Below are 17,521 nucleotides of genomic sequence, written 5' to 3'. Positions count from 1 at the left end.
CCTAGTGAGCGAGCTCCTCGGCCAGGACCGAGAGCCCGGCGTGGAGCTCGGCGAAGGACGTCGTGAGCGGTGCGAGGCCCAGGCGCAGGAGGTCGGGCTCGCGGAAGTCGGGGACGACGCCGCGGTCGGTGAGCCGCTCCGTGAGCGCCCGGGCGTCGGGCACCCGGACGGTGACGTGGCTTCCCCGTCGGGTGGGATCGCGCGGCGTGACCAGCTGCAGCTCGACGCCCTTCTCGGCGAGGGCGTCGAGGGCGTCGACCGCGAAGCCGGTCAGCAGCTCGGACTTCGTCCGCGCGGTAGCGACCCCGGCCTCCGCGACCATCGCCACGCCCTCGCGCACGGCCACGAGACCAGCCACGTTCGGGGTGCCGGAGAGCAGCCGCCGTGCGTCGGTGGCGGGGCGGTACTCCTCGGCCATCGCGAACAGGTCATCGGCGCTCCACCACCCGGGCAGCGGCTGCTCGAGGTGCGGCAGGTGCCGGGCCGCGGCATACAGGAACGCCGGCGCCCCCGGACCTCCGTTGAGGTACTTGTAGGTGCACCCGACCGCGAGGTCGACGTCGGCGGCGTCCAGCGACGTCGGCACCACGCCCGCCGAGTGGCAGAGGTCCCACACCACGAGCGCACCCGCCGCGTGCACCTGCGTCGTCAGCGCCGGCAGGTCGAGCAGCACGCCCGTCCGGTAGTCGACGTGGCTCAGCAGCACGACGGCCGTCCGCTCGTCGAGCACGTCGGCCAAGGGGCCGGCGACGTCCCCGTCGGCGTCGCGGTGCACGACGACGAGCTCGAGGCCGCGCTGCCGGGCGACCTCCGCGGCGAGGTAGCGGTCGGTCGGGAAGTCGCCGGCATCGACGACGAGCCGGGTGCGCCCGGGCGCCAGCGAGGCGGCGGCGTGCAGCGCCTTGGCGATGCCGATCGAGGTCGAGTCGCCGACCACCGTCTGGCCTGGCGCGGCCCCGAGCAGCGCGCCGACCTCGTCGCCCACGACGACCGGGAGCTCGACCCACCCCTCGGACCACCCGCGGATCAGGCGGGCACCCCACTCCTCGCGCACGAACGTCGCCAGCCGCTCGCGGGTGCGCAGCGGCAGACGTCCGAGCGAGTTGCCGTCGAGGTAGGCGACGACGTCGGCGTCGAGCTGGAACTGCTGCCGCCAAGCGGCGAGCGGGTCTGCGGCGTCCAGGGTCGCGGCACGTTCACGGAAGTCGCTCACCCTCCGGATCGTCTCACGAGCGCCCGGGGCCCGGACGCGACGAGGCCCCCACCCCGAGGGGCAGGGGCCTCGTCGGCCGTGCGTGGATCAGGCGTCGGCGCCGGCCTCGGCGGCCTCGGGGGCCTCCTCGGCAGCCGCGTCGGCCACGACCGGGATCAGCGAGATCTTGCCGCGGTCGCCGAGCTCGGCGATCTCGACCTGGACCTTCTGGCCGACGGTCAGCACGTCGTCGACGCTGCTGACCCGCTGGCCGCCGTTGAGGTCGCGCAGCTTGCTGATGTGCAGCAGGCCGTCCTTGCCGGGCGACAGCGCGACGAATGCGCCGAAGTCGACCGTCTTGACCACGGTGCCGAGGTAGCGCTCGCCGACCTCGGGCATCGTCGGGTTCGCGATCGCGTTGATCGCGTCGCGTGCGGCGTCGGCCGAGCCGCCACCCTCGCCCGCGATGTACACCGTGCCGTCGTCCTCGATCGAGATCTTGGCACCGGTGTCGGCCTGGATCTGGTTGATCATCTTGCCCTTGGGGCCGATGACCTCGCCGATCTTGTCGACCGGCACCTTCACCGTGATGATGCGCGGCGCGAACTGGCTCATCTCGTCGGGCGTGTCGATCGCCTCGGACATGACGTCGAGGATCGTCAGACGCGCACCCTTGGCCTGGGTGAGGGCACCGGCCAGCACGTCGGCGGGGATGCCGTCGAGCTTGGTGTCCAGCTGCAGGGCGGTGATGAAGTCCGGCGTGCCGGCGACCTTGAAGTCCATGTCGCCGTAGGCGTCCTCCGCACCGAGGATGTCGGTGAGGGTGACGTACTGGGTGGCGCCGTCGACCTCGCCGGAGATGAGGCCCATCGCGATGCCGGCGACCGGGGCGCGCAGCGGCACACCGGCGTTGAGCAGGCCGAGCGTCGAGGCGCAGACCGAGCCCATCGACGTCGAGCCGTTGGAGCTCAGCGCCTCCGAGACCTGGCGGATCGCGTACGGGAACTCCTCGGTGGTCGGGAGCACCGGCAGCAGCGCACGGCCGGCGAGCGCGCCGTGACCGATCTCGCGACGCTTCGGCGAGCCGACGCGGCCCGTCTCACCCGTCGAGAACGGCGGGAAGTTGTAGTTGTGCATGTAGCGACGCGTGGTCTCGGGGCTCAGGGTGTCGAGCTTCTGGACCAGGTCGAGCATGTTCAGCGTGGTGATGCCCAGGATCTGGGTCTCACCGCGCTGGAACAGGGCCGAGCCGTGCACGCGCGGGACGACGCCGACCTCGGCGGAGAGCTCGCGGATGTCGGCGAGGCCACGACCGTCGATGCGCACCTTGTCGCGCAGCACGCGCTGGCGCACGAGGCTCTTGGTGACGGCGCGCAGCGCGGCACCGACCTCCTTCTCGCGGCCCGCGAACTGCTCACCGAGCTGGTCGAGCACGTCGGCCTTGATCGCGCTCTCACGCTCCTCGCGGTCAGCCTTGGAGACGATCGTGAGGGCCTCGGCCAGCGGGCCGGACGCGACGGCGGCGACGGCGTCGTAGACGTCGTCCTGGAAGTCGAGGAAGACCGGGAAGTCCTGGACGGGCTTCGCGGCGGCCTCGGCGAGCTGCTGCTGGGCCTCGCAGAGCTGACGGATGAAGGTCTTCGACGCCTCGAGGCCGCCGGCGACGACCTCCTCGGTCGGCGCCTGGACGCCGGACTGCACGAGGTCCCAGGTGGACTCGGTGGACTCGGCCTCGACCATCATGATCGCGACGTCGGTCGAGCCGTCGGCCTGCGTGGCGATGCGACCCGCGACGACCATGTCGAACACGGCGTCCTCGAGCTGGCTGTGCGTCGGGAACGCGACCCACTGGCCGTCGATGAGCGCGACGCGCGTGGCACCGATGGGGCCGGAGAACGGCAGGCCGGAGATCTGCGTCGACGCCGAGGCGGCGTTGATGGCGAGCACGTCGTAGGGCGTGTCGGGGTTGAGCGCCAGCACCGTGATGACGACCTGGACCTCGTTGCGCAGACCCTTCTTGAAGGTCGGGCGCAGCGGGCGGTCGATGAGACGACAGGTGAGGATCGCGTCCTCGCCCGGGCGGCCCTCGCGACGGAAGAACGAGCCGGGGATGCGACCCGCGGCGTACATGCGCTCCTCGACGTCCACCGTCAGCGGGAAGAAGTCGAAGTGGTCCTTGGGCTGCTTGCCGGCGGTGGTGGCCGAGAGCAGCATCGTGTCGTCGTCGAGGAACGCGGAGACGGAGCCGGCGGCCTGGCGGGCGAGCTGGCCCGTCTCGAAGCGGATGGTGCGGGTGCCGTACTGACCGTTGTCGATGACGGTCTCGATGGCGTGGATGGTGTCGGACATGGGAGTCCCTTCTCGCGACGTGCGTCGCGCGGTGGGACGAGACCCGGACCTGCCGTGAAGGTGGTCGGTCTTCGATCGAGGCCCGCGGCCCGGCGTCCGCCGTCCCGAGGGCCACTACCGAGGACCGGACCCGACGTGGCGGCTCTCGTCCGTGGATGTGTCGTGTTCAGTTGTCGGGGCGCGTGGCCCCGGATGCAGTTCAGGCGGCCACCCGGGGGGTGACCGCCTGAACGAGGTCAGCGACGCAGACCGAGACGCTCGATCAGCGAGCGGTAGCGCTCGATGTCGGTGTTCTGCAGGTAGTTCAGCAGGCGACGACGGCGACCGACGAGCAGCAGCAGGCCACGACGGCTGTGGTGGTCGTGCTTGTGCTCCTTGAGGTGGTCCGTCAGGTGCGAGATGCGCTGCGTGAGCAGCGCGACCTGGACCTCCGGGGAGCCGGTGTCGCCCTCGCTGCGGGCGTACTGGCTGATGATCTCGTCACGCGGGGTACCGGCGACGGTGGGGGCAGCGGTCTTCTTCGACATTCTTCTCCTGGGAGGTCGTTGCACGGCGCGCCCGGGCATGTCCACCGGGGCTCTACGGACCGTGGGCGTTCGTACGCCGTCGTCCAGGTTATCAGCGCGCCGGTCGTTCCGACGAATCGCCTCGCCGTGCTCGACGGCGTGCGGCCTCAGGCGAGCGCGGCGCGCGCCTGCTCGACGTCGACGTGCATCTGCTCGACCAGCGCGTCGACGCCGCGGTAGGCGACCATCGGCCGCAGGTGGGCGACGAGCTGCACCCGCACGGGGCGGCCGTAGAGGTCGAGGTCGTGCCCGTGGTCCATGACGTAGGACTCCACCCTGCGCTCGGTCCCGGCGAAGGTCGGGTTGGTCCCCACGGAGATCGCGGCGGGGTAGTCGGCGTCGCCGGTGAGGAGGCGACCGGCGTAGACGCCGTCGGGCGGCACGCAGTAGTCGGCCTGCACGGGCACGTTCGCGGTGGGGAACCCGAGGTCGCGTCCGCGCTGGTCCCCGGGGGTCACGACGCCGTCGACCTCGTGCGGGCGGCCGAGCAGCTCGGCGGCCTCCTCGAGGCGGGCCTCGCCGACGAGCGTGCGGACCCGCGTGGACGACCACGGGACGCCGTCGGCCCCGTGACCGTCGCCGACGAGCGTGAACGCGCTGGCGTCGCACCCGTGCCGTGCGCACAGCTCGCGCAGGGTGTCAGTCGTCCCCGACGCCCTCGCTCCGAAGGTGAAGTTCTCGCCGACGACGACGTGCCGCGCGCCGAGCTCCTCGACGACCACACGCTCCACGAACTCCTCCGGTGACCACGCCGCCATCGAGCGGTCGAAGTCGAGCACCCGCACGTGGTCGGCGCCACGGACCCCGGGCGCCGGCTCGTGCAGCAGCTCGATCCGGCGCTGCAGCGACGTGAGCCGGGGCGGGACGCGGTCGGGGGCGAAGACCGCCACCGGGTGCGGGTCGAACGTGACGGCGACGACGGGCAGGTCGCCCGCGACCTCGCGGGTACGTCGCAGCAGGGCCTGGTGCCCCCGGTGAACGCCGTCGAAGGTGCCGATGGTGACCGCGGTCGCGGTACCCAGGGGGGCGGTCGAGGCGCCGCCGCGGTCTGTCCAGGTGCCCACCCCTGAACTGTGCCACACCCGCTCGGGAACGTCGGATGAGAGGACTCTCATCGACGTCTCATCGTGGCGTGCGCGAGCGTGCGGCACAGTGTCGCCATGACGCGAACCCGCTTCCTCCTGCCGCTCGTCGTGGGCGTCGGCCTCGTGCTGCTCGGCGTCGTCGTGGCGCGGGTGGTGGCCCAGGAGGACGCGCCGCGGGTCGACTACTCGCCCGTGACCGTGCCGACGTCCACCGAGACGCCGCGACCGACGGTCTCGCCGTCGCCCACGCCGACGGACGACCGCGACGACGATGACGACGATGACGATGATGACGACTACGAGCGCGTCCCGCAGACGCCGCGGCCCATCGACGACCGAGACGACGACCGCGACGACGATGACGACGACTGAACCGCGCGGGAGCGGACCGGCGCGCTTCTCCGTCCGCCAGCGTCTGACCGCCGCCGTCGCCCTGCTGACGGCGGCGGCGCTCGTCGCGGTCGGGGCCACGCTGTTCGTGCTGGAGTCCCAGCGCATCGACCGGGTGATCGACGCGAGCCTCGGTCAGGAGGTCGGGGAGCTGCGTCGCCTCCAGGCGGAGGGCGTCGACCCCGAGACGGGCCGGCCCTTCACCAGCCCCGACCGGCTGATCGCGTTCTTCCTCTCGCGCAACGTGCCCGACACCGACGAGAACCTGTGGCACTTCCCCGTGTCCGGCACCCCGACGTTCGTCGGCGAGGGCCAGCGGGTGCTGCGCACGTCGCCCCGTTTCCCTGCGCTGGTCGACCGCCTGGTGCGCCGCGGCGGCGTCGGGGACCTCCAGGTCGCCGGCCGGACCTTCCGGGTGGCGGTGCAGCCGGTCCAGCAGGGCGACCGGCGGGCCGCGTTCGTCGTGACCCACGACGTCGACGGGTCGCGCGCGCAGCTGCGTGAGCTGATGGTCACCTACGCGCTGCTCAGCGCGCTCTCCGTCATCCTCATCTCCGCCGTGGCGTCGTGGCTGGCCGGGCGTCTGCTCTCCCCCGTACGCCGTCTGCGCGAGACCGCCCAGGGGATCAGCGAGGGCGACCTCGGCGGTCGCCTGGAGGTGACCGGGAACGACGACCTCACCGAGCTGCAGCGCACCTTCAACGACATGCTCGACCGGCTCGAGGAGGCGTTCGCGAGCCAACGTCGCCTGCTCGACGACGCGGCGCACGAGCTGCGCACGCCCCTCACCGTGCTGCAGGGCCACCTGGAGGTGCTCGACCCCTCCGACCCCGACGACGTCCGCACGACGCGCACGCTGCTGCTCGACGAGATCGACCGGATGACCCGGCTCGTCCACGACCTCCTCCTGCTCGCGAAGGCGGAGCGTCCGGACTTCGTGCGCCCGGAGCGCACCGACGTCGAGGCGCTCACGCTCGGCGCCCTGGAGCGTGCGCGAGGGCTGGCCGACCGGGCCTGGGTGCTCGACGCGGTGGCTCGCACCCACGTCGAGGTCGACCCGCAGCGACTGACGCAGGCGCTGCTCCAGCTGGCCGACAACGCCGTCCGGCACACGGAGCCCGGAGCGGAGGTCGGCGTCGGGTCGCGCGTGCACGACGGGAACGTCGAGCTGTGGGTGCGCGACACGGGAGCCGGGGTGCCGTCGGCGCTGCGTGAGACGATCTTCGAGCGCTTCGCCCAGGGCGACGGCGAGCAGGCGGGCTTCGGGCTGGGCTTGTCGATCGTCTCGGCGATCATGGAGGCGCACGAGGGTCGCGTCGTGCTCGACCCGCCCGGGGCGACGTCGGGCGCGACGTTCCGGCTCGTGATCCCGACAGGAGGACTGTGGTGAACCGGATTCTCGTGGTCGAGGACGAGCAGCGGATCGCGTCGTTCGTCGCGAAGGGCCTGAAGGCCGAGGGCTTCACGCCGACCGTCGTCGCGGACGGCGTGAGCGGCCTCGACTACGCGCTGACCGGTCCGTTCGACCTGATGGTGCTCGACATCGGCCTGCCCGGGCTCGACGGCTTCACCATCCTCGAGCGGGTGCAGGCGGAGCGGCCCGAGCTGCCGGTGATCGTGCTGACGGCGCGCGACTCGGTGACCGACACGGTCCAGGCGCTCGAGGGTGGGGCGGCCGACTACATGAGCAAGCCCTTCCGCTTCGCGGAGCTGCTCGCGCGTGTCCGCCTGCGTCTGCGCACGCCCGCCTCCGCGCCCCCCGACGACGAGCTGGTCGCGGGTGACGTCCGCCTCGACCTGCGGCGACGTCGCGCGTACGTCGCGGATCGGGAGGTCGAGCTGTCGGCCCGCGAGCTGTCGCTCGCCGAGGTGCTGATGTCGCACCGTGGGCAGGTGCTGTCGCGCGAGCAGCTGCTCTCCCACGTGTGGGGCTACGACTTCGACCCCGGCTCCAACGTCGTGGACGTGTACGTGGGGTACCTGCGCAGGAAGCTCGGCGCCGGGCTCGTCACCACGGTGCGGGGGCTCGGGTACCGGGTGGACTGACGCGAGGTCAACGCCGCAGCGTGAACCCCGAGAGACGGGCTGACGGCAGGCCGGCGATCATCGGCTCGAGCTCGACCGCGATGTCGCGTGGCGTGGGACGGGCCGCCGGGTCGGGGTCGAGGCAGCGCCCGATGAGATCGGCAGCGCCCCGGTGGACGAAGCCGGGGAGCGGCTTCGGCTCGTCGTGCAGCTGCGCCCAGCGCGGCTCGCGGTCGAAGGCACGGAAGCCGGCGGCGGCGCGGAACAGGGTGGCGCCGAGGCCCCACACGTCGGCGGCCGGGCCGACCGGACCGCGCTCCCCCGGCACGCACTGCTCGGGTGCCATGTACTCGTCGCTGCCGACCGCGTGGTCGAGGGCGGCGGCCTCGTCGACGTCGAGCGCGACGGAGAGGTCGATGAGCTGGGCGGGCGCGCCCATGATGATGTTGCTCGGCTTGACGTCGAGGTGCACGACCCCCTCGCCGTGCAGGTAGTGCAGGACCGACGCGAGCTCGAGGGCCAGCGGGAGCAGCTGGTGCTCCGGCACGGCACCGTGCCGGGAGATCAGCCGCGACAGGTTGGGGCCGTCGACGTGCTCGAGCACGAAGTACGGCCGCGCTGACTCGTCGTCGTAGGAGAAGACCCGGGTGAGGCCGGGGTGCGCCAGCCGTGCGAGCAGTGCCACCTCGCGGTCGAGGCCGGCCCGCGAGACCGGGTCGTCGACGTGCCCCGGGCGGAGCACCTTGACGACCACCGGAGCGTGCAGCCGCTCGTCGAAGGCCAGCCATGCCTCGTAGACGGTGCCGCCGCCCAGGTCCTTGACGGCCGTCAGGCCGGGGGCGATCTCGTCGCCCCCGGCCAGGCCCCACGCGTCGTCGGACATCAGCGGTCGGTGCCGCTCGTCGGAGCCGTGTTCTTCGTCGGCGCGGACTGGACGGTCTTCGCGGTGTTCTTCGTCGGCGCCGACTGGACGGTCTTGGCCGTGTTGGCGGTCGGTGCCGTATTGCGGGTCTGGGCCGTGTTGCGGGTCTGGGCCGTGTTCGCGGTGTTGGCCGTCTGACGGGTGACGTTCGTGCTCAGGTCGTCGTCGCGGTCGTCATCGTCGTCGGTGTCGTCGGCGGTGACGACCCACGACGTGGTCGAGTCGTCGCGCTTGAGCACCGGGTCGCGGTCGCCGTCGGCGTGGGCGCTGGAGAGCGCGAAGCCGGCGGTGCCGAGCGCGAGGGTGCCGGCGACGGCGGCGATGGCGGTACGGGCGGTGGTCTTCATGGGTCCTCCTGAGGTCGATGCGATGACCCCAGGTTGGTCGCGGGTCGTGAGCCTGCCGTGAGACGTCGATGAGAGGCCTCTCATCCACCTCAGAGCAGCGGGCGCAGCGGTGTCAGCAGCAGCTCGCAGGCGCGCGCCACGATGGGCCGCGACTGCCAGTGCTCGAGCGTCAGCTCGCGACAGTTCGCGAGGTCCGTCTCGAACACGGTCTCGAGGTGGGCGGCGAGCGCGGGGTCGACGACCTCGAGGTTGATCTCGTAGTTGCCGGTGAGGCTCAGCCGGTCGATGTTGGCGGTGCCCACGGTCGACCACTGCCCGTCGATCGTCGCGGTCTTCGCGTGCACCATCGCGTCCTGGTAGAGCTGGATCCGCACGCCGTGGCGCAGCAGCTCGCCGTAGAACCCCCGCGACAGCCAGTCGGCGACGACGTGGTTGCTGACCTCGGGGACGATGATCGTCACCTCCACGCCGCGCGACCGGGCGTCCTTGAGGGCCTGCAGGATGTCGTGGTCGGGGATGAAGTAGGCGGCGGTGATGTGGATGTGGTGCCGGGCGCGGTCGATCGCCTCGAGGTACATGCCGCGGATCGGGAACACGAGCTGGCGGGGCACGTTGCGGTGGGCGCGCACGCTCGGCTCCCAGCTGGCCTCCCCCAGCGGCTCGATCGGCACCGGGTGCAGGTCGTTCCAGAAGTCGATGAAGGCGTTGTCGAGGTCCCAGACCGCCGACCCCTCGACCCGCAGGTGCGTGTCGCGCCACTGCGTGGCGTACAGCGAGCCGACGTTGTACCCGCCGACGAAGCCGACCGTGTCGTCGACGACGAGGATCTTGCGGTGGTCGCGACCCCACCGTCGAGGGTTGAAGGGCTGCAGCCCGGTCTTCAGCACCGGGTAGCGCAGCACGTGCACGCTCGGGGGGAACGTCAGGAACGAGCGCGGGACGACGAGGTTCGCGAACCCGTCGTAGATCACCCGCACGTCGACCCCACGGTCGGCGGCCGCGACGAGCTCGCGCTTGAACGCCTCACCCACCTCGTCGCCCTTGAGGATGAAGGTCTCGAAGAGGATCCGGGTCGTGGCGCCGCGGATGGCCGACAGCATGTCGTCGTAGAGGTCCTCGCCGTACGTGTACGTGGTGGCGCTGTTCTCGCTGCCGACGGGGACCGTCCGCGGCGGCACGGTCGGGAAGCTCGTCTCGCTGGAGCCACGCAGGATCTTGCGGACCTTGGTCGTGACCATGAGACCCGCGACGATGCCGACGACGGAGAGGAACCAGGTCTGCAGGGGACGCCAGATCAGGCGTTCGGTCGAGAGTCGGGCCACGTCGTCACCCTAGGGCACGACGACGCGGTCCCCGGTCGTCGTCAGACGAAGACCGCGACGGGGCGGGCGGACCCGTCGCGCTGCTCGTAGAGCGCCAGGAAGGTGCCGTCGGGAGCGAAGAGGGCCACGGGACCAGGAGGACCGAGCTCGACGTCCGGGAGGGCCCGACCGAAGCGCACCGCATCGGCTGCGGCCTCGTCGAGGTCGAGCGTGGGGAACGCCGCGCGGGCTGCGTCGTCGAGCGCGACGTGCTGCCAGGAGCGCTCGAGCTCGTCGAGCGTGCGGGCGACGTCGAGGCCGAATCCGCCCACACGGGTGCGGCGCAGCATCGTGAGGTGCCCGCCGACGCCCAGGGACGCGCCGAGGTCACGCGCCAGGGCCCGCACGTAGGTCCCGCTGCTGCACACCACCCGGGCGTCGACGTCGACGACCCCCAGGCCGTCGACCTGCCGGTGCCGGACGTCGGAGACCTCGAACGTCGACACGGTGACCGGTCGGGCCGGGAGCTGCACGTCCTCGCCGGCCCGGACCCGGGCGTACGAGCGCTTCCCGTCGACCTTGATCGCCGACACCGCCGTCGGCACCTGCTCGATGTCTCCCGTGAGCGGGAGCACCGCGGCGCGCACGGCGTCGGCCGTCACGTCCGAGGCGTCGTGGCGCTCCAGGAGGTCGCCCTCCGCGTCGTCCGTGACGGTGGTCTGGCCGAGCCGCATCGTGGCCAGGTACTCCTTGTCGGCCAGCTGCAGGTGGCCGAGGAGACGGGTCGCCCGACCGACCCCGAGGAGCAGCACACCGGTCGCCATCGGGTCGAGCGTGCCGGCGTGACCGACCTTGCGCGTGCCGGCCAGCCGACGGGTGCGGGCGACGACGTCGTGCGACGTCCACCCGGCGGGCTTGTCCACGACGACCAGCCCGACGGGGGTCTCGCTCATGCGCGGGGGTCGTCCTCGTCGACGTCGTCGTCCTCGTCGGCACGGGGCTGCTTGTAGGGGTCCGGGTCGCCCGCGTACTCCGCGCCGGCCGACGCGGCCGCCACGCGCTCGTCGATCTCGCGCGCCTTCGCGAGCAGGTCCTCGATCTGCCGCGCCGTCTCCGGCACCGCGTCGAGGAAGAACTCGAGGGTCGGCGTGTGGCGGGTGCCGAGCTGCTTGCCGACCTCGCTGCGCAGCAGGCCGGTGGCGCTGCGCAGGGCGGCAGCGGTGTCGGCGGCGGCGCGCTCGTCGCCCATGACGGTGTAGAACACCGAGGCGTTCTGGTGGTCGCCCGTGAGCCGCACGTCGGTGATCGTGACGAAGCCGAGCCGTGGGTCCTTGACCCGCCGCTCGAGCATCTGGGCGATGATCACCTTGATGCGGTCGGCGAGCTGCTGGGTGCGCTGTCCGGCCATGGTTCCTCCTGCTGGGTCGCCGCCACGGGCCCAGGATCGCTCCCGGGCCCGTGGCGGACCGCTGACTCAGCTACGCGGCTTCTCGCGCAGCTCGAACATCTCGACGACGTCGTCGATCTTGATGTCGCCGTACCCCTTGAGGACGAGACCGCACTCGAAGCCCTCGCGGACCTCGGACACGTCGTCCTTCTCGCGGCGCAGGCTCGCGAGCTCGAGGTTGTCGGCCACGACGGAGCCGTCGCGGAGCAGACGCGCCTTGGCGTTGCGCCGCAGCGTGCCGCTCGTGACCATGCAGCCGGCGATGTTGCCGATCTTGGACGAGCGGAAGATCTCGCGGATCTGCGCCGTGCCCAGCTGGTGCTCCTCGAACTCCGGCTTGAGCATGCCCTTGAGGGCCGCCTCGATCTCGTCGATCGCCTGGTAGATGACCGAGTAGTACTTGATCTCGACACCCTCGCGGTCGGCCAGCTCCGTCGCCTTGCCCTGCGGGCGGACGTTGAAGCCGATGATGACCGCGTTGGAGGCCGCCGCCAGGTTGACGTCGGTCTCGGTGATCGCACCCACGCCACGGTCGATGACCCGCAGGTTGACCTCCTCGCCCACGTCGATCTGAGCCAGCGAGTCCTCCAGCGCCTCGACCGAGCCGGAGCCGTCACCCTTGAGGATGAGCAGCAGCTCGTCGGTCTCGCCCTTCTCCATCGAGGACATGAAGTCCTCGAGGGTCCGGCGACCCGTGCGCTTGGCCAGGGCGGCGTTGCGCTCCCGGGCCTCGCGCTTCTCGGCGATCTGACGGGCGATGCGGTCGTCGTCGACGACCATGAAGTTGTCGCCGGCACCGGGCACGGCCGTGAGGCCGAGCACCAGGGCGGGACGCGACGGCGTCGCCTCGGTGATGTTGGCACCGTACTCGTCGAGCATGGCGCGCACGCGACCGAAGGCCGGACCGGCCACGATCGAGTCGCCGACCCGCAGCGTGCCGCGCTGGACCAGCACCGTGGCGACCGGGCCGCGACCGCGGTCCAGGTGCGCCTCGATGGCGAGGCCCTCGGCGTTCTGCTCCGGGTTGGCGCGGAGATCGAGCGAGGCGTCGGCCGTGAGGATGACGGCCTCGAGGAGCTCGTCCAGGCCGGTGCCCGCCTTGGCGGAGACGTCGACGAACATCGCGTCGCCGCCGTACTCCTCGGGCACGAGGCCGTACTCGGTGAGCTGGCCGCGCGCCTTGGTCGGGTCGGCGTCGGGCTTGTCGACCTTGTTGACCGCGACGACGATCGGCACGCCGGCCGCCTTCGCGTGGTTGAGCGCCTCGACCGTCTGCGGCATGACGCCGTCGTCGGCCGCGACCACCAGGATCGCGATGTCGGTGGCCTGGGCACCACGGGCACGCATGGCGGTGAACGCCTCGTGGCCCGGGGTGTCGATGAACGTGATCGCACGCTCGTTGCCGTCGACCTCGGTCGTCACCTGGTAGGCGCCGATGGTCTGCGTGATGCCACCGGCCTCCTTGGCGACCACGTTGCTGTTGCGCAGCGCGTCGAGGAGCTTCGTCTTGCCGTGGTCGACGTGACCCATGACGGTGACGACCGGCGGACGGGCCGCGAGGTCGTCCTCGTCGCCCGTGTCCTCGCCGAACTCCAGGGAGAACGACTCCAGCAGCTCACGGTCCTCGTCCTCGGGCGAGACGACCTGGACGTCGTAGTTCAGCTCCTCGCCGAGCAGCTGCAGGGTCTCGTCGTTGACGGACTGCGTCGCGGTGACCATCTCGCCCAGGTGGAACAGCACCTGCACGAGCGACGCCGCGTCGACGCCGATCTTCTCGGCGAAGTCGGTCAGCGAGGCACCGCGTGCCAGACGGACGGTCTGGCCGTCGCCCTTGCGGACGCGGACGCCGCCGATGGCGGGCGCCTGCATCTGGTCGAACTCCTGCCGCTTCGCGCGCTTGCTCTTGCGACCACGACGCGCGGGGCCACCGGGGCGACCGAACGCGCCCTGCGTGCCGCCACGACCACCGGGACGGTTGCCGCCGGGACGACCGCCGGGGCCGCCGAAGCCGCCTCCGCCGCCCGGGGCGCCGCCACCGGGACGACCGGCGAACCCGCCGCCGCCTCCGCCGCCGGGACGACCGCCGCCGGCGCCACCGCCGGGACGTGCACCGCCGGGACGGCCACCGGGGCCGCCACGACCGGGTCCGGGACGCGCGCTGGCGAGGCCGGACTGCTTGGGCATCATCGCCGGGTTGGGACGCGGCATACCGGGACGGCCACCGGGCGCGGGAGCCGCGCCACCGGTGCCGCCGGCGCCACCCTCACGGGCAGCGGGCGGACGCGGGGCGCGCTCCTGCTGCATCCCCTGGCGGGAGGAGTACGGGTTGTTGCCGGGGCGTGCGCCACCGGGACGCGGGCCCGGACGCGGGCCGGGGGCCGGCTTCGGACCGGGCTGGGCGGCCGGCGCGGAGGCCGCGGCAGCCGGAGCCTCGGGCTCGGCGGGACGTCGCGGCCCGGGGCGCGGACCGGGGGTCGGCGTGGCCTTGGGCGCGGCGGGACCGGGCGTCGGAGCCGCGGACGCCGGCGACGGTGCGCTGGACGTCTGCGACGCGGCGGGGGCCTGCGGTGCAGCCGGGGCGGGAGCCTCGGCGGCCGGGGCCTTGGGGGCAGGGGCGGCGGGCGCCTTCTTGGCACCCTTCTTCGCACCCTTGGCGAGCAGCGCGTCGCCGTGCTCCTCCTTGAGGCGGCGGACGACCGGCGCCTCGACGGTGGACGACGCGGACTTCACGTACTCACCCATGTCCTTCAACGTGGACAGGATGTCCTTGCTCTGGACTCCGAGCTCTCGTGCGAGCTCGTGGACTCTGACAGCCACTGTTCTCCTTCGTGGGGGCCCGCACCCCGAAGGAGCGAGGACCCTAGTTGACGTGCAGGCTCATCGGAACGTTCTCATCGAGAGCTCATGAGCGGTTGCTCCGTTTTCGGGTCGTGGGGCCGGTGGCCCCGTGGATGGGTTGGTGCGCCCTGGTCACTCCCGCGGGCCGGTCACGTCGTCGAGCAGCGTCAGGTCGAGTGGTCCCTCCACGCGGAGGGCCCGGCCGAACGCCCGTCGGCGTCGTGCCAGCTCCAGGCACCGAGGGTCGGGGTGCAGGTGCGCCCCTCGCCCCGGCATCGTCCGCCGCGGGTCGGGGGTCACGGTGGTACCCGCCTCCCCCGGCACTGCGACGAGCCGGACCAGAGCGGTCACGTCGTCGCGCGAGCGGCAGCCGATGCACGTGCGAGTGACCGTGGTCGAGTCTACCCCGTCCGTGGTCACGTCCTGCGCTCGGGCCGCGCGCCGTCGTCGTCCTGCGGCACCTCGGTGTCGGAGCGGATGTCGATGCGCCAGCCGGTGAGCTTGGCGGCCAGGCGGGCGTTCTGGCCCTCCTTGCCGATCGCGAGCGACAGCTGGAAGTCGGGCACGACCACGCGGGCGGCCCGCGTCTGCTCGTCGACCATCGTCACCTTCTTGACCCGCGACGGGGAGAGCGCGTGGCCGATGAACTCGAGCGGGTCGTCGCTGTGGTCGACGATGTCGATCTTCTCGCCGTGCAGCTCGTGCATGACGTTGCGCACGCGCTGGCCCATGGGCCCGATGCAGGCGCCCTTGGCGTTGACGCCGGGCTTGGTGGCGCGCACGGCGATCTTGGTGCGGTGACCGGCCTCCCGCGCGACGGCCATGATCTCGACCGACCCGTCGGCGATCTCCGGGACCTCGAGGGCGAAGAGCAGTCGCACGAGGTTGGGGTGGGTGCGCGAGACCTTGACCCGCGGGCCACGCATGCCCTTCTCGACCTCGTACACGTAGGCCTTGATGCGCTCGCCGTGGGCGTACTTCTCCTCGGCGACCCGCTCGGCGGACGGCAGCAGCGCCTCGACCCGACCCAGGTCGATCATGACGTCACCGGGGCGCGCGCCCTGCTGGATCACGCCGGAGACGATGTCGCCGACCTTGCCGGAGAACTCGCCGAACTTCTGCTCGTCCTCGGCCTGGCGCAGACGCTGCATGATCAGCTGGCGCGCGACGGTGGCGGCGAAGCGGCCGAAGTCCTCCGGCGTGTCGTCGAACTCCTCCGAGAAGCGCGGTGCCGGCGGCGCGGCGGGCGTCTCCTCGCCCGGCTCGACCTCGTCCTCCTCGTTCGCGGCGGCCGGCTCCGGGGCCAGCCGCTCCTTCGCCCAGACCGTCACGCGGCCGGTCTCGCGGTCCAGCACCACCCGCGCGTGCGGGTGAGAGTACGGCGTCTTCTGGTAGGCCGACAGCAGCGCTGTCTCGATGGCCTCCACGACGACGTCGAGGGAGATGTCCTTCTCCCGCTCGAGGGCGCGCAGCGCGCTCATGTCGATGTCCATCAGGCGTCCTTCTCACGGTGGTGGTCGTCGGGCCGGCCGGCGCGGGGCGCGGAGCCGCGGCCCTTGGCCGACGGCTTCTGCTGCTTGGACCGACCGGTGGTGGGCGCCTTGGCGGCGCCGAGCTCAGGGGTGACGAGGGCGCGCGCGACGTCGGCGTAGGCGAGGCGGCGCTGCTGGCCCTTCACCGTGATCTCGACGCCGGTGTCGTCGCTGCCGACCACGCGTCCGGTGACCGCGGGTCCGTCGTGCAGCGTCACCGCGACGAGCCGGCCCACGTTGCGCCGCCAGTGGCGGGGCTCGGTCAACGGGCGGTCGAGTCCCCGGGAGGTGACCTCCAGCGTGTACGGCTGCTCCCCCATCGACGTGCCGTCATCGAGCGCGGCGGAGACGACCCGGGTGGCCTCGGTGACGAGGTCGAGCGGGACGCCGCCGTCGGCGTCGACGGCGATCCTCAGGAGGCGCTTGGACCCGGAGCGGGACAGCTCGACCGCCTCGAGGTCGAGTCCGAGGGCGGCGAGGGGTCCGGCGACCTCGTCCCTCACGGTGTCGGCCTGCGGGTCCGCCATGTCGTGGAGCCTCCTGTGTTCTGTTGTCGGCACGTCCGGTGCGCGGTGCCGCTGGGCGACCGCGCGCCCTCACTCTAGCGGGCACCCATTAGCCTGACGGGATGGTCAGCCGTCGCGTCGTCGTGGGAGGCGGGGTCGCCGTCGTGGCGGCCGGCGCGGGCCTGCACGTCGCGGGTCGCGACGACGACGTGCTGCGTGCGCTCGGGGCGCGACCGCGCCCGATGCCGGACGCCGCGGACAGCCGTCTGCTGGAGCGCGCCGCGGCCGACCAGGCCGCGCTGGCCACCTCCGTCGAGGGCCTGCGCGACGTCGAGACCGACGACCTCGTGACGGTGCTGAGGACCCAGCTCCAGGGTCTGGGCGGTGCGCCGGACGGGGCTCCGTCGCCCTCGACCACGTCGTCCGACGTCGCCACGGTCGTGGCCGACCTCAACCGCACCGCCAGCCGTCGACAGACCGACGCCCTCGCGGCCGTCTCGCCCGACCTCGCCCGGGTGCTGGCGTCGCTCGCCGCCGGGCAGTCGCAGGTCGCCCGCACGCTGGGTCGCCGGGCGGGAGGTGCATGACGTGGCCGGACCGTCCCCCGTCGGCCCCCTGCAGCGCCGTCTCGCGCTCGAGCACGAGGCAGTCTGGCTGACCTCGCTCAGCGCGGGCCGGTTCGGCGACCTCGCGGACGCCGCGCGGGCAGCGCTCGGCCGCCACGAGCGAGCCCGCGACGCCCTGGTCGCACGCGTGGCTGCCGCCGGCGCGACGCCCGTGGGTCCCCAGGCGGCCTACGGCGTGCCACCGCGCTCCGTCGACCAGGCCCGAGGACGACTCGCCGACCTGGCCGAGCGGATGTGTCGCGCCACCGTGCCGCTCGTGGCGCTGGGCAGCGCGGAGGACCGCCGCGAGGCCGTGCAGTCGCTGCGGGCGTCGGCGCTGGAGGCGACGAGCTGGGGCGCGGCGCCGAGCGCGTTCCCCGGGCTCGACCGCAGTTGAGCCCCGGGGTCAGCGTCAA

18 protein-coding genes are annotated in these 17,521 nt (G+C 72.5%); 5 read left to right on the top strand and 13 right to left on the bottom strand.

Going from position 1 to position 17,521, the window contains the following annotated elements; genetic code table 11:
• Position 1: 1 nt before the first annotated feature.
• From AC3WRM_RS07040 to AC3WRM_RS07025, 4 genes are all read right to left on the bottom strand, one after another.
• Positions 2 to 1,213, bottom strand: a complete 1,212-nt coding sequence (locus tag AC3WRM_RS07040; RefSeq protein WP_492247799.1) for a kynureninase — start codon at positions 1,211 to 1,213, stop codon at positions 2 to 4.
• Between the two features lie 87 nt (positions 1,214 to 1,300).
• Positions 1,301 to 3,541, bottom strand: coding sequence for a polyribonucleotide nucleotidyltransferase (locus AC3WRM_RS07035; RefSeq protein ID WP_492247798.1), 2,241 nt, complete (start codon positions 3,539 to 3,541; stop codon positions 1,301 to 1,303).
• Between the two features lie 236 nt (positions 3,542 to 3,777).
• Entirely contained in the window at positions 3,778 to 4,068 is a 291-nt protein-coding gene (gene rpsO, locus AC3WRM_RS07030; protein WP_067856746.1) for a 30S ribosomal protein S15, read from the bottom strand.
• A 146-nt stretch (positions 4,069 to 4,214) separates the two neighbouring features.
• A complete protein-coding gene (locus AC3WRM_RS07025; protein ID WP_492247797.1) occupies positions 4,215 to 5,171 on the bottom strand; it encodes a bifunctional riboflavin kinase/FAD synthetase in 957 nt (318 codons plus the stop codon).
• 96 nt (positions 5,172 to 5,267) lie between these two features.
• On the opposite strand from AC3WRM_RS07025, the gene AC3WRM_RS07020 reads away from it, so the two are divergent.
• The 3 genes from AC3WRM_RS07020 to AC3WRM_RS07010 are packed head-to-tail and all read left to right on the top strand — an operon-like array spanning position 5,268 to position 7,628.
• Positions 5,268 to 5,564 carry a hypothetical protein gene (locus tag AC3WRM_RS07020; protein ID WP_492247796.1) on the top strand — a complete coding sequence of 99 codons (297 nt, stop codon included), beginning with the start codon at positions 5,268 to 5,270 and terminating at the stop codon, positions 5,562 to 5,564.
• Entirely contained in the window at positions 5,551 to 6,972 is a 1,422-nt protein-coding gene (locus tag AC3WRM_RS07015) for a sensor histidine kinase (RefSeq protein WP_492247795.1), read from the top strand. The genes AC3WRM_RS07020 and AC3WRM_RS07015 overlap by 14 nt, the downstream gene beginning before the upstream one ends.
• The gene (locus AC3WRM_RS07010; RefSeq protein ID WP_492247794.1) at positions 6,969 to 7,628 is read left to right on the top strand and encodes a response regulator transcription factor; all 660 of its coding nucleotides are present in this window, start codon (positions 6,969 to 6,971) and stop codon (positions 7,626 to 7,628) included. The genes AC3WRM_RS07015 and AC3WRM_RS07010 overlap by 4 nt, the downstream gene beginning before the upstream one ends.
• A gap of 7 nt (positions 7,629 to 7,635) precedes the next feature.
• On the opposite strand, the gene AC3WRM_RS07005 is transcribed toward AC3WRM_RS07010, so the two are convergent.
• The 9 genes from AC3WRM_RS07005 to rimP form a co-directional block, all read right to left on the bottom strand.
• The gene (locus AC3WRM_RS07005; RefSeq protein WP_492247793.1) at positions 7,636 to 8,490 is read right to left on the bottom strand and encodes a serine/threonine-protein kinase; all 855 of its coding nucleotides are present in this window, start codon (positions 8,488 to 8,490) and stop codon (positions 7,636 to 7,638) included.
• Positions 8,490 to 8,876: a hypothetical protein gene (locus AC3WRM_RS07000; RefSeq protein WP_492247792.1), complete on the bottom strand. Its 387-nt coding sequence runs from the start codon at positions 8,874 to 8,876 to the stop codon at positions 8,490 to 8,492. The genes AC3WRM_RS07005 and AC3WRM_RS07000 overlap by 1 nt, the downstream gene beginning before the upstream one ends.
• An 89-nt stretch (positions 8,877 to 8,965) precedes the next feature.
• Positions 8,966 to 10,198: a phospholipase D-like domain-containing protein gene (locus AC3WRM_RS06995; RefSeq protein ID WP_492247791.1), complete on the bottom strand. Its 1,233-nt coding sequence runs from the start codon at positions 10,196 to 10,198 to the stop codon at positions 8,966 to 8,968.
• 41 nt (positions 10,199 to 10,239) lie between these two features.
• Positions 10,240 to 11,130 (bottom strand): tRNA pseudouridine(55) synthase TruB, encoded by an 891-nt coding sequence (gene truB / locus AC3WRM_RS06990; protein WP_492247790.1) that lies wholly within the window; start codon positions 11,128 to 11,130, stop codon positions 10,240 to 10,242.
• The gene (rbfA, locus tag AC3WRM_RS06985) at positions 11,127 to 11,585 is read right to left on the bottom strand and encodes a 30S ribosome-binding factor RbfA (protein WP_492247789.1); all 459 of its coding nucleotides are present in this window, start codon (positions 11,583 to 11,585) and stop codon (positions 11,127 to 11,129) included. The genes truB and rbfA overlap by 4 nt, the downstream gene beginning before the upstream one ends.
• 66 nt (positions 11,586 to 11,651) lie before the next feature.
• On the bottom strand, positions 11,652 to 14,441 hold the full coding sequence (gene infB / locus AC3WRM_RS06980; protein WP_492247788.1) for a translation initiation factor IF-2: 2,790 nt from the start codon (positions 14,439 to 14,441) through the stop codon (positions 11,652 to 11,654).
• 153 nt (positions 14,442 to 14,594) lie between these two features.
• Complete coding sequence (locus AC3WRM_RS06975) at positions 14,595 to 14,882, bottom strand: YlxR family protein (protein ID WP_492247787.1); 288 nt, start codon at positions 14,880 to 14,882, stop codon at positions 14,595 to 14,597.
• A complete protein-coding gene (gene nusA / locus AC3WRM_RS06970; RefSeq protein WP_492247786.1) occupies positions 14,879 to 15,955 on the bottom strand; it encodes a transcription termination factor NusA in 1,077 nt (358 codons plus the stop codon). The genes AC3WRM_RS06975 and nusA overlap by 4 nt, the downstream gene beginning before the upstream one ends.
• Positions 15,955 to 16,521 (bottom strand): ribosome maturation factor RimP, encoded by a 567-nt coding sequence (gene rimP / locus AC3WRM_RS06965; protein WP_492247785.1) that lies wholly within the window; start codon positions 16,519 to 16,521, stop codon positions 15,955 to 15,957. Before rimP ends, nusA begins: the two co-directional genes overlap by 1 nt.
• Positions 16,522 to 16,622: 101 nt before the next feature.
• On the opposite strand from rimP, the gene AC3WRM_RS06960 reads away from it, so the two are divergent.
• Together AC3WRM_RS06960 and AC3WRM_RS06955 are read left to right on the top strand one after the other, a co-directional pair.
• Entirely contained in the window at positions 16,623 to 17,087 is a 465-nt protein-coding gene (locus tag AC3WRM_RS06960) for a hypothetical protein (RefSeq protein ID WP_492247784.1), read from the top strand.
• A gap of 1 nt (position 17,088) precedes the next feature.
• Complete coding sequence (locus tag AC3WRM_RS06955; RefSeq protein WP_492247783.1) at positions 17,089 to 17,502, top strand: DUF4439 domain-containing protein; 414 nt, start codon at positions 17,089 to 17,091, stop codon at positions 17,500 to 17,502.
• The last annotated feature ends 19 nt before the right edge of the window (positions 17,503 to 17,521 follow it).

The organism is Aeromicrobium sp. EU05-FHT14F07, from assembly GCF_058790455.1.
This window is presented reverse-complemented; position numbering and strand designations above follow the sequence as displayed.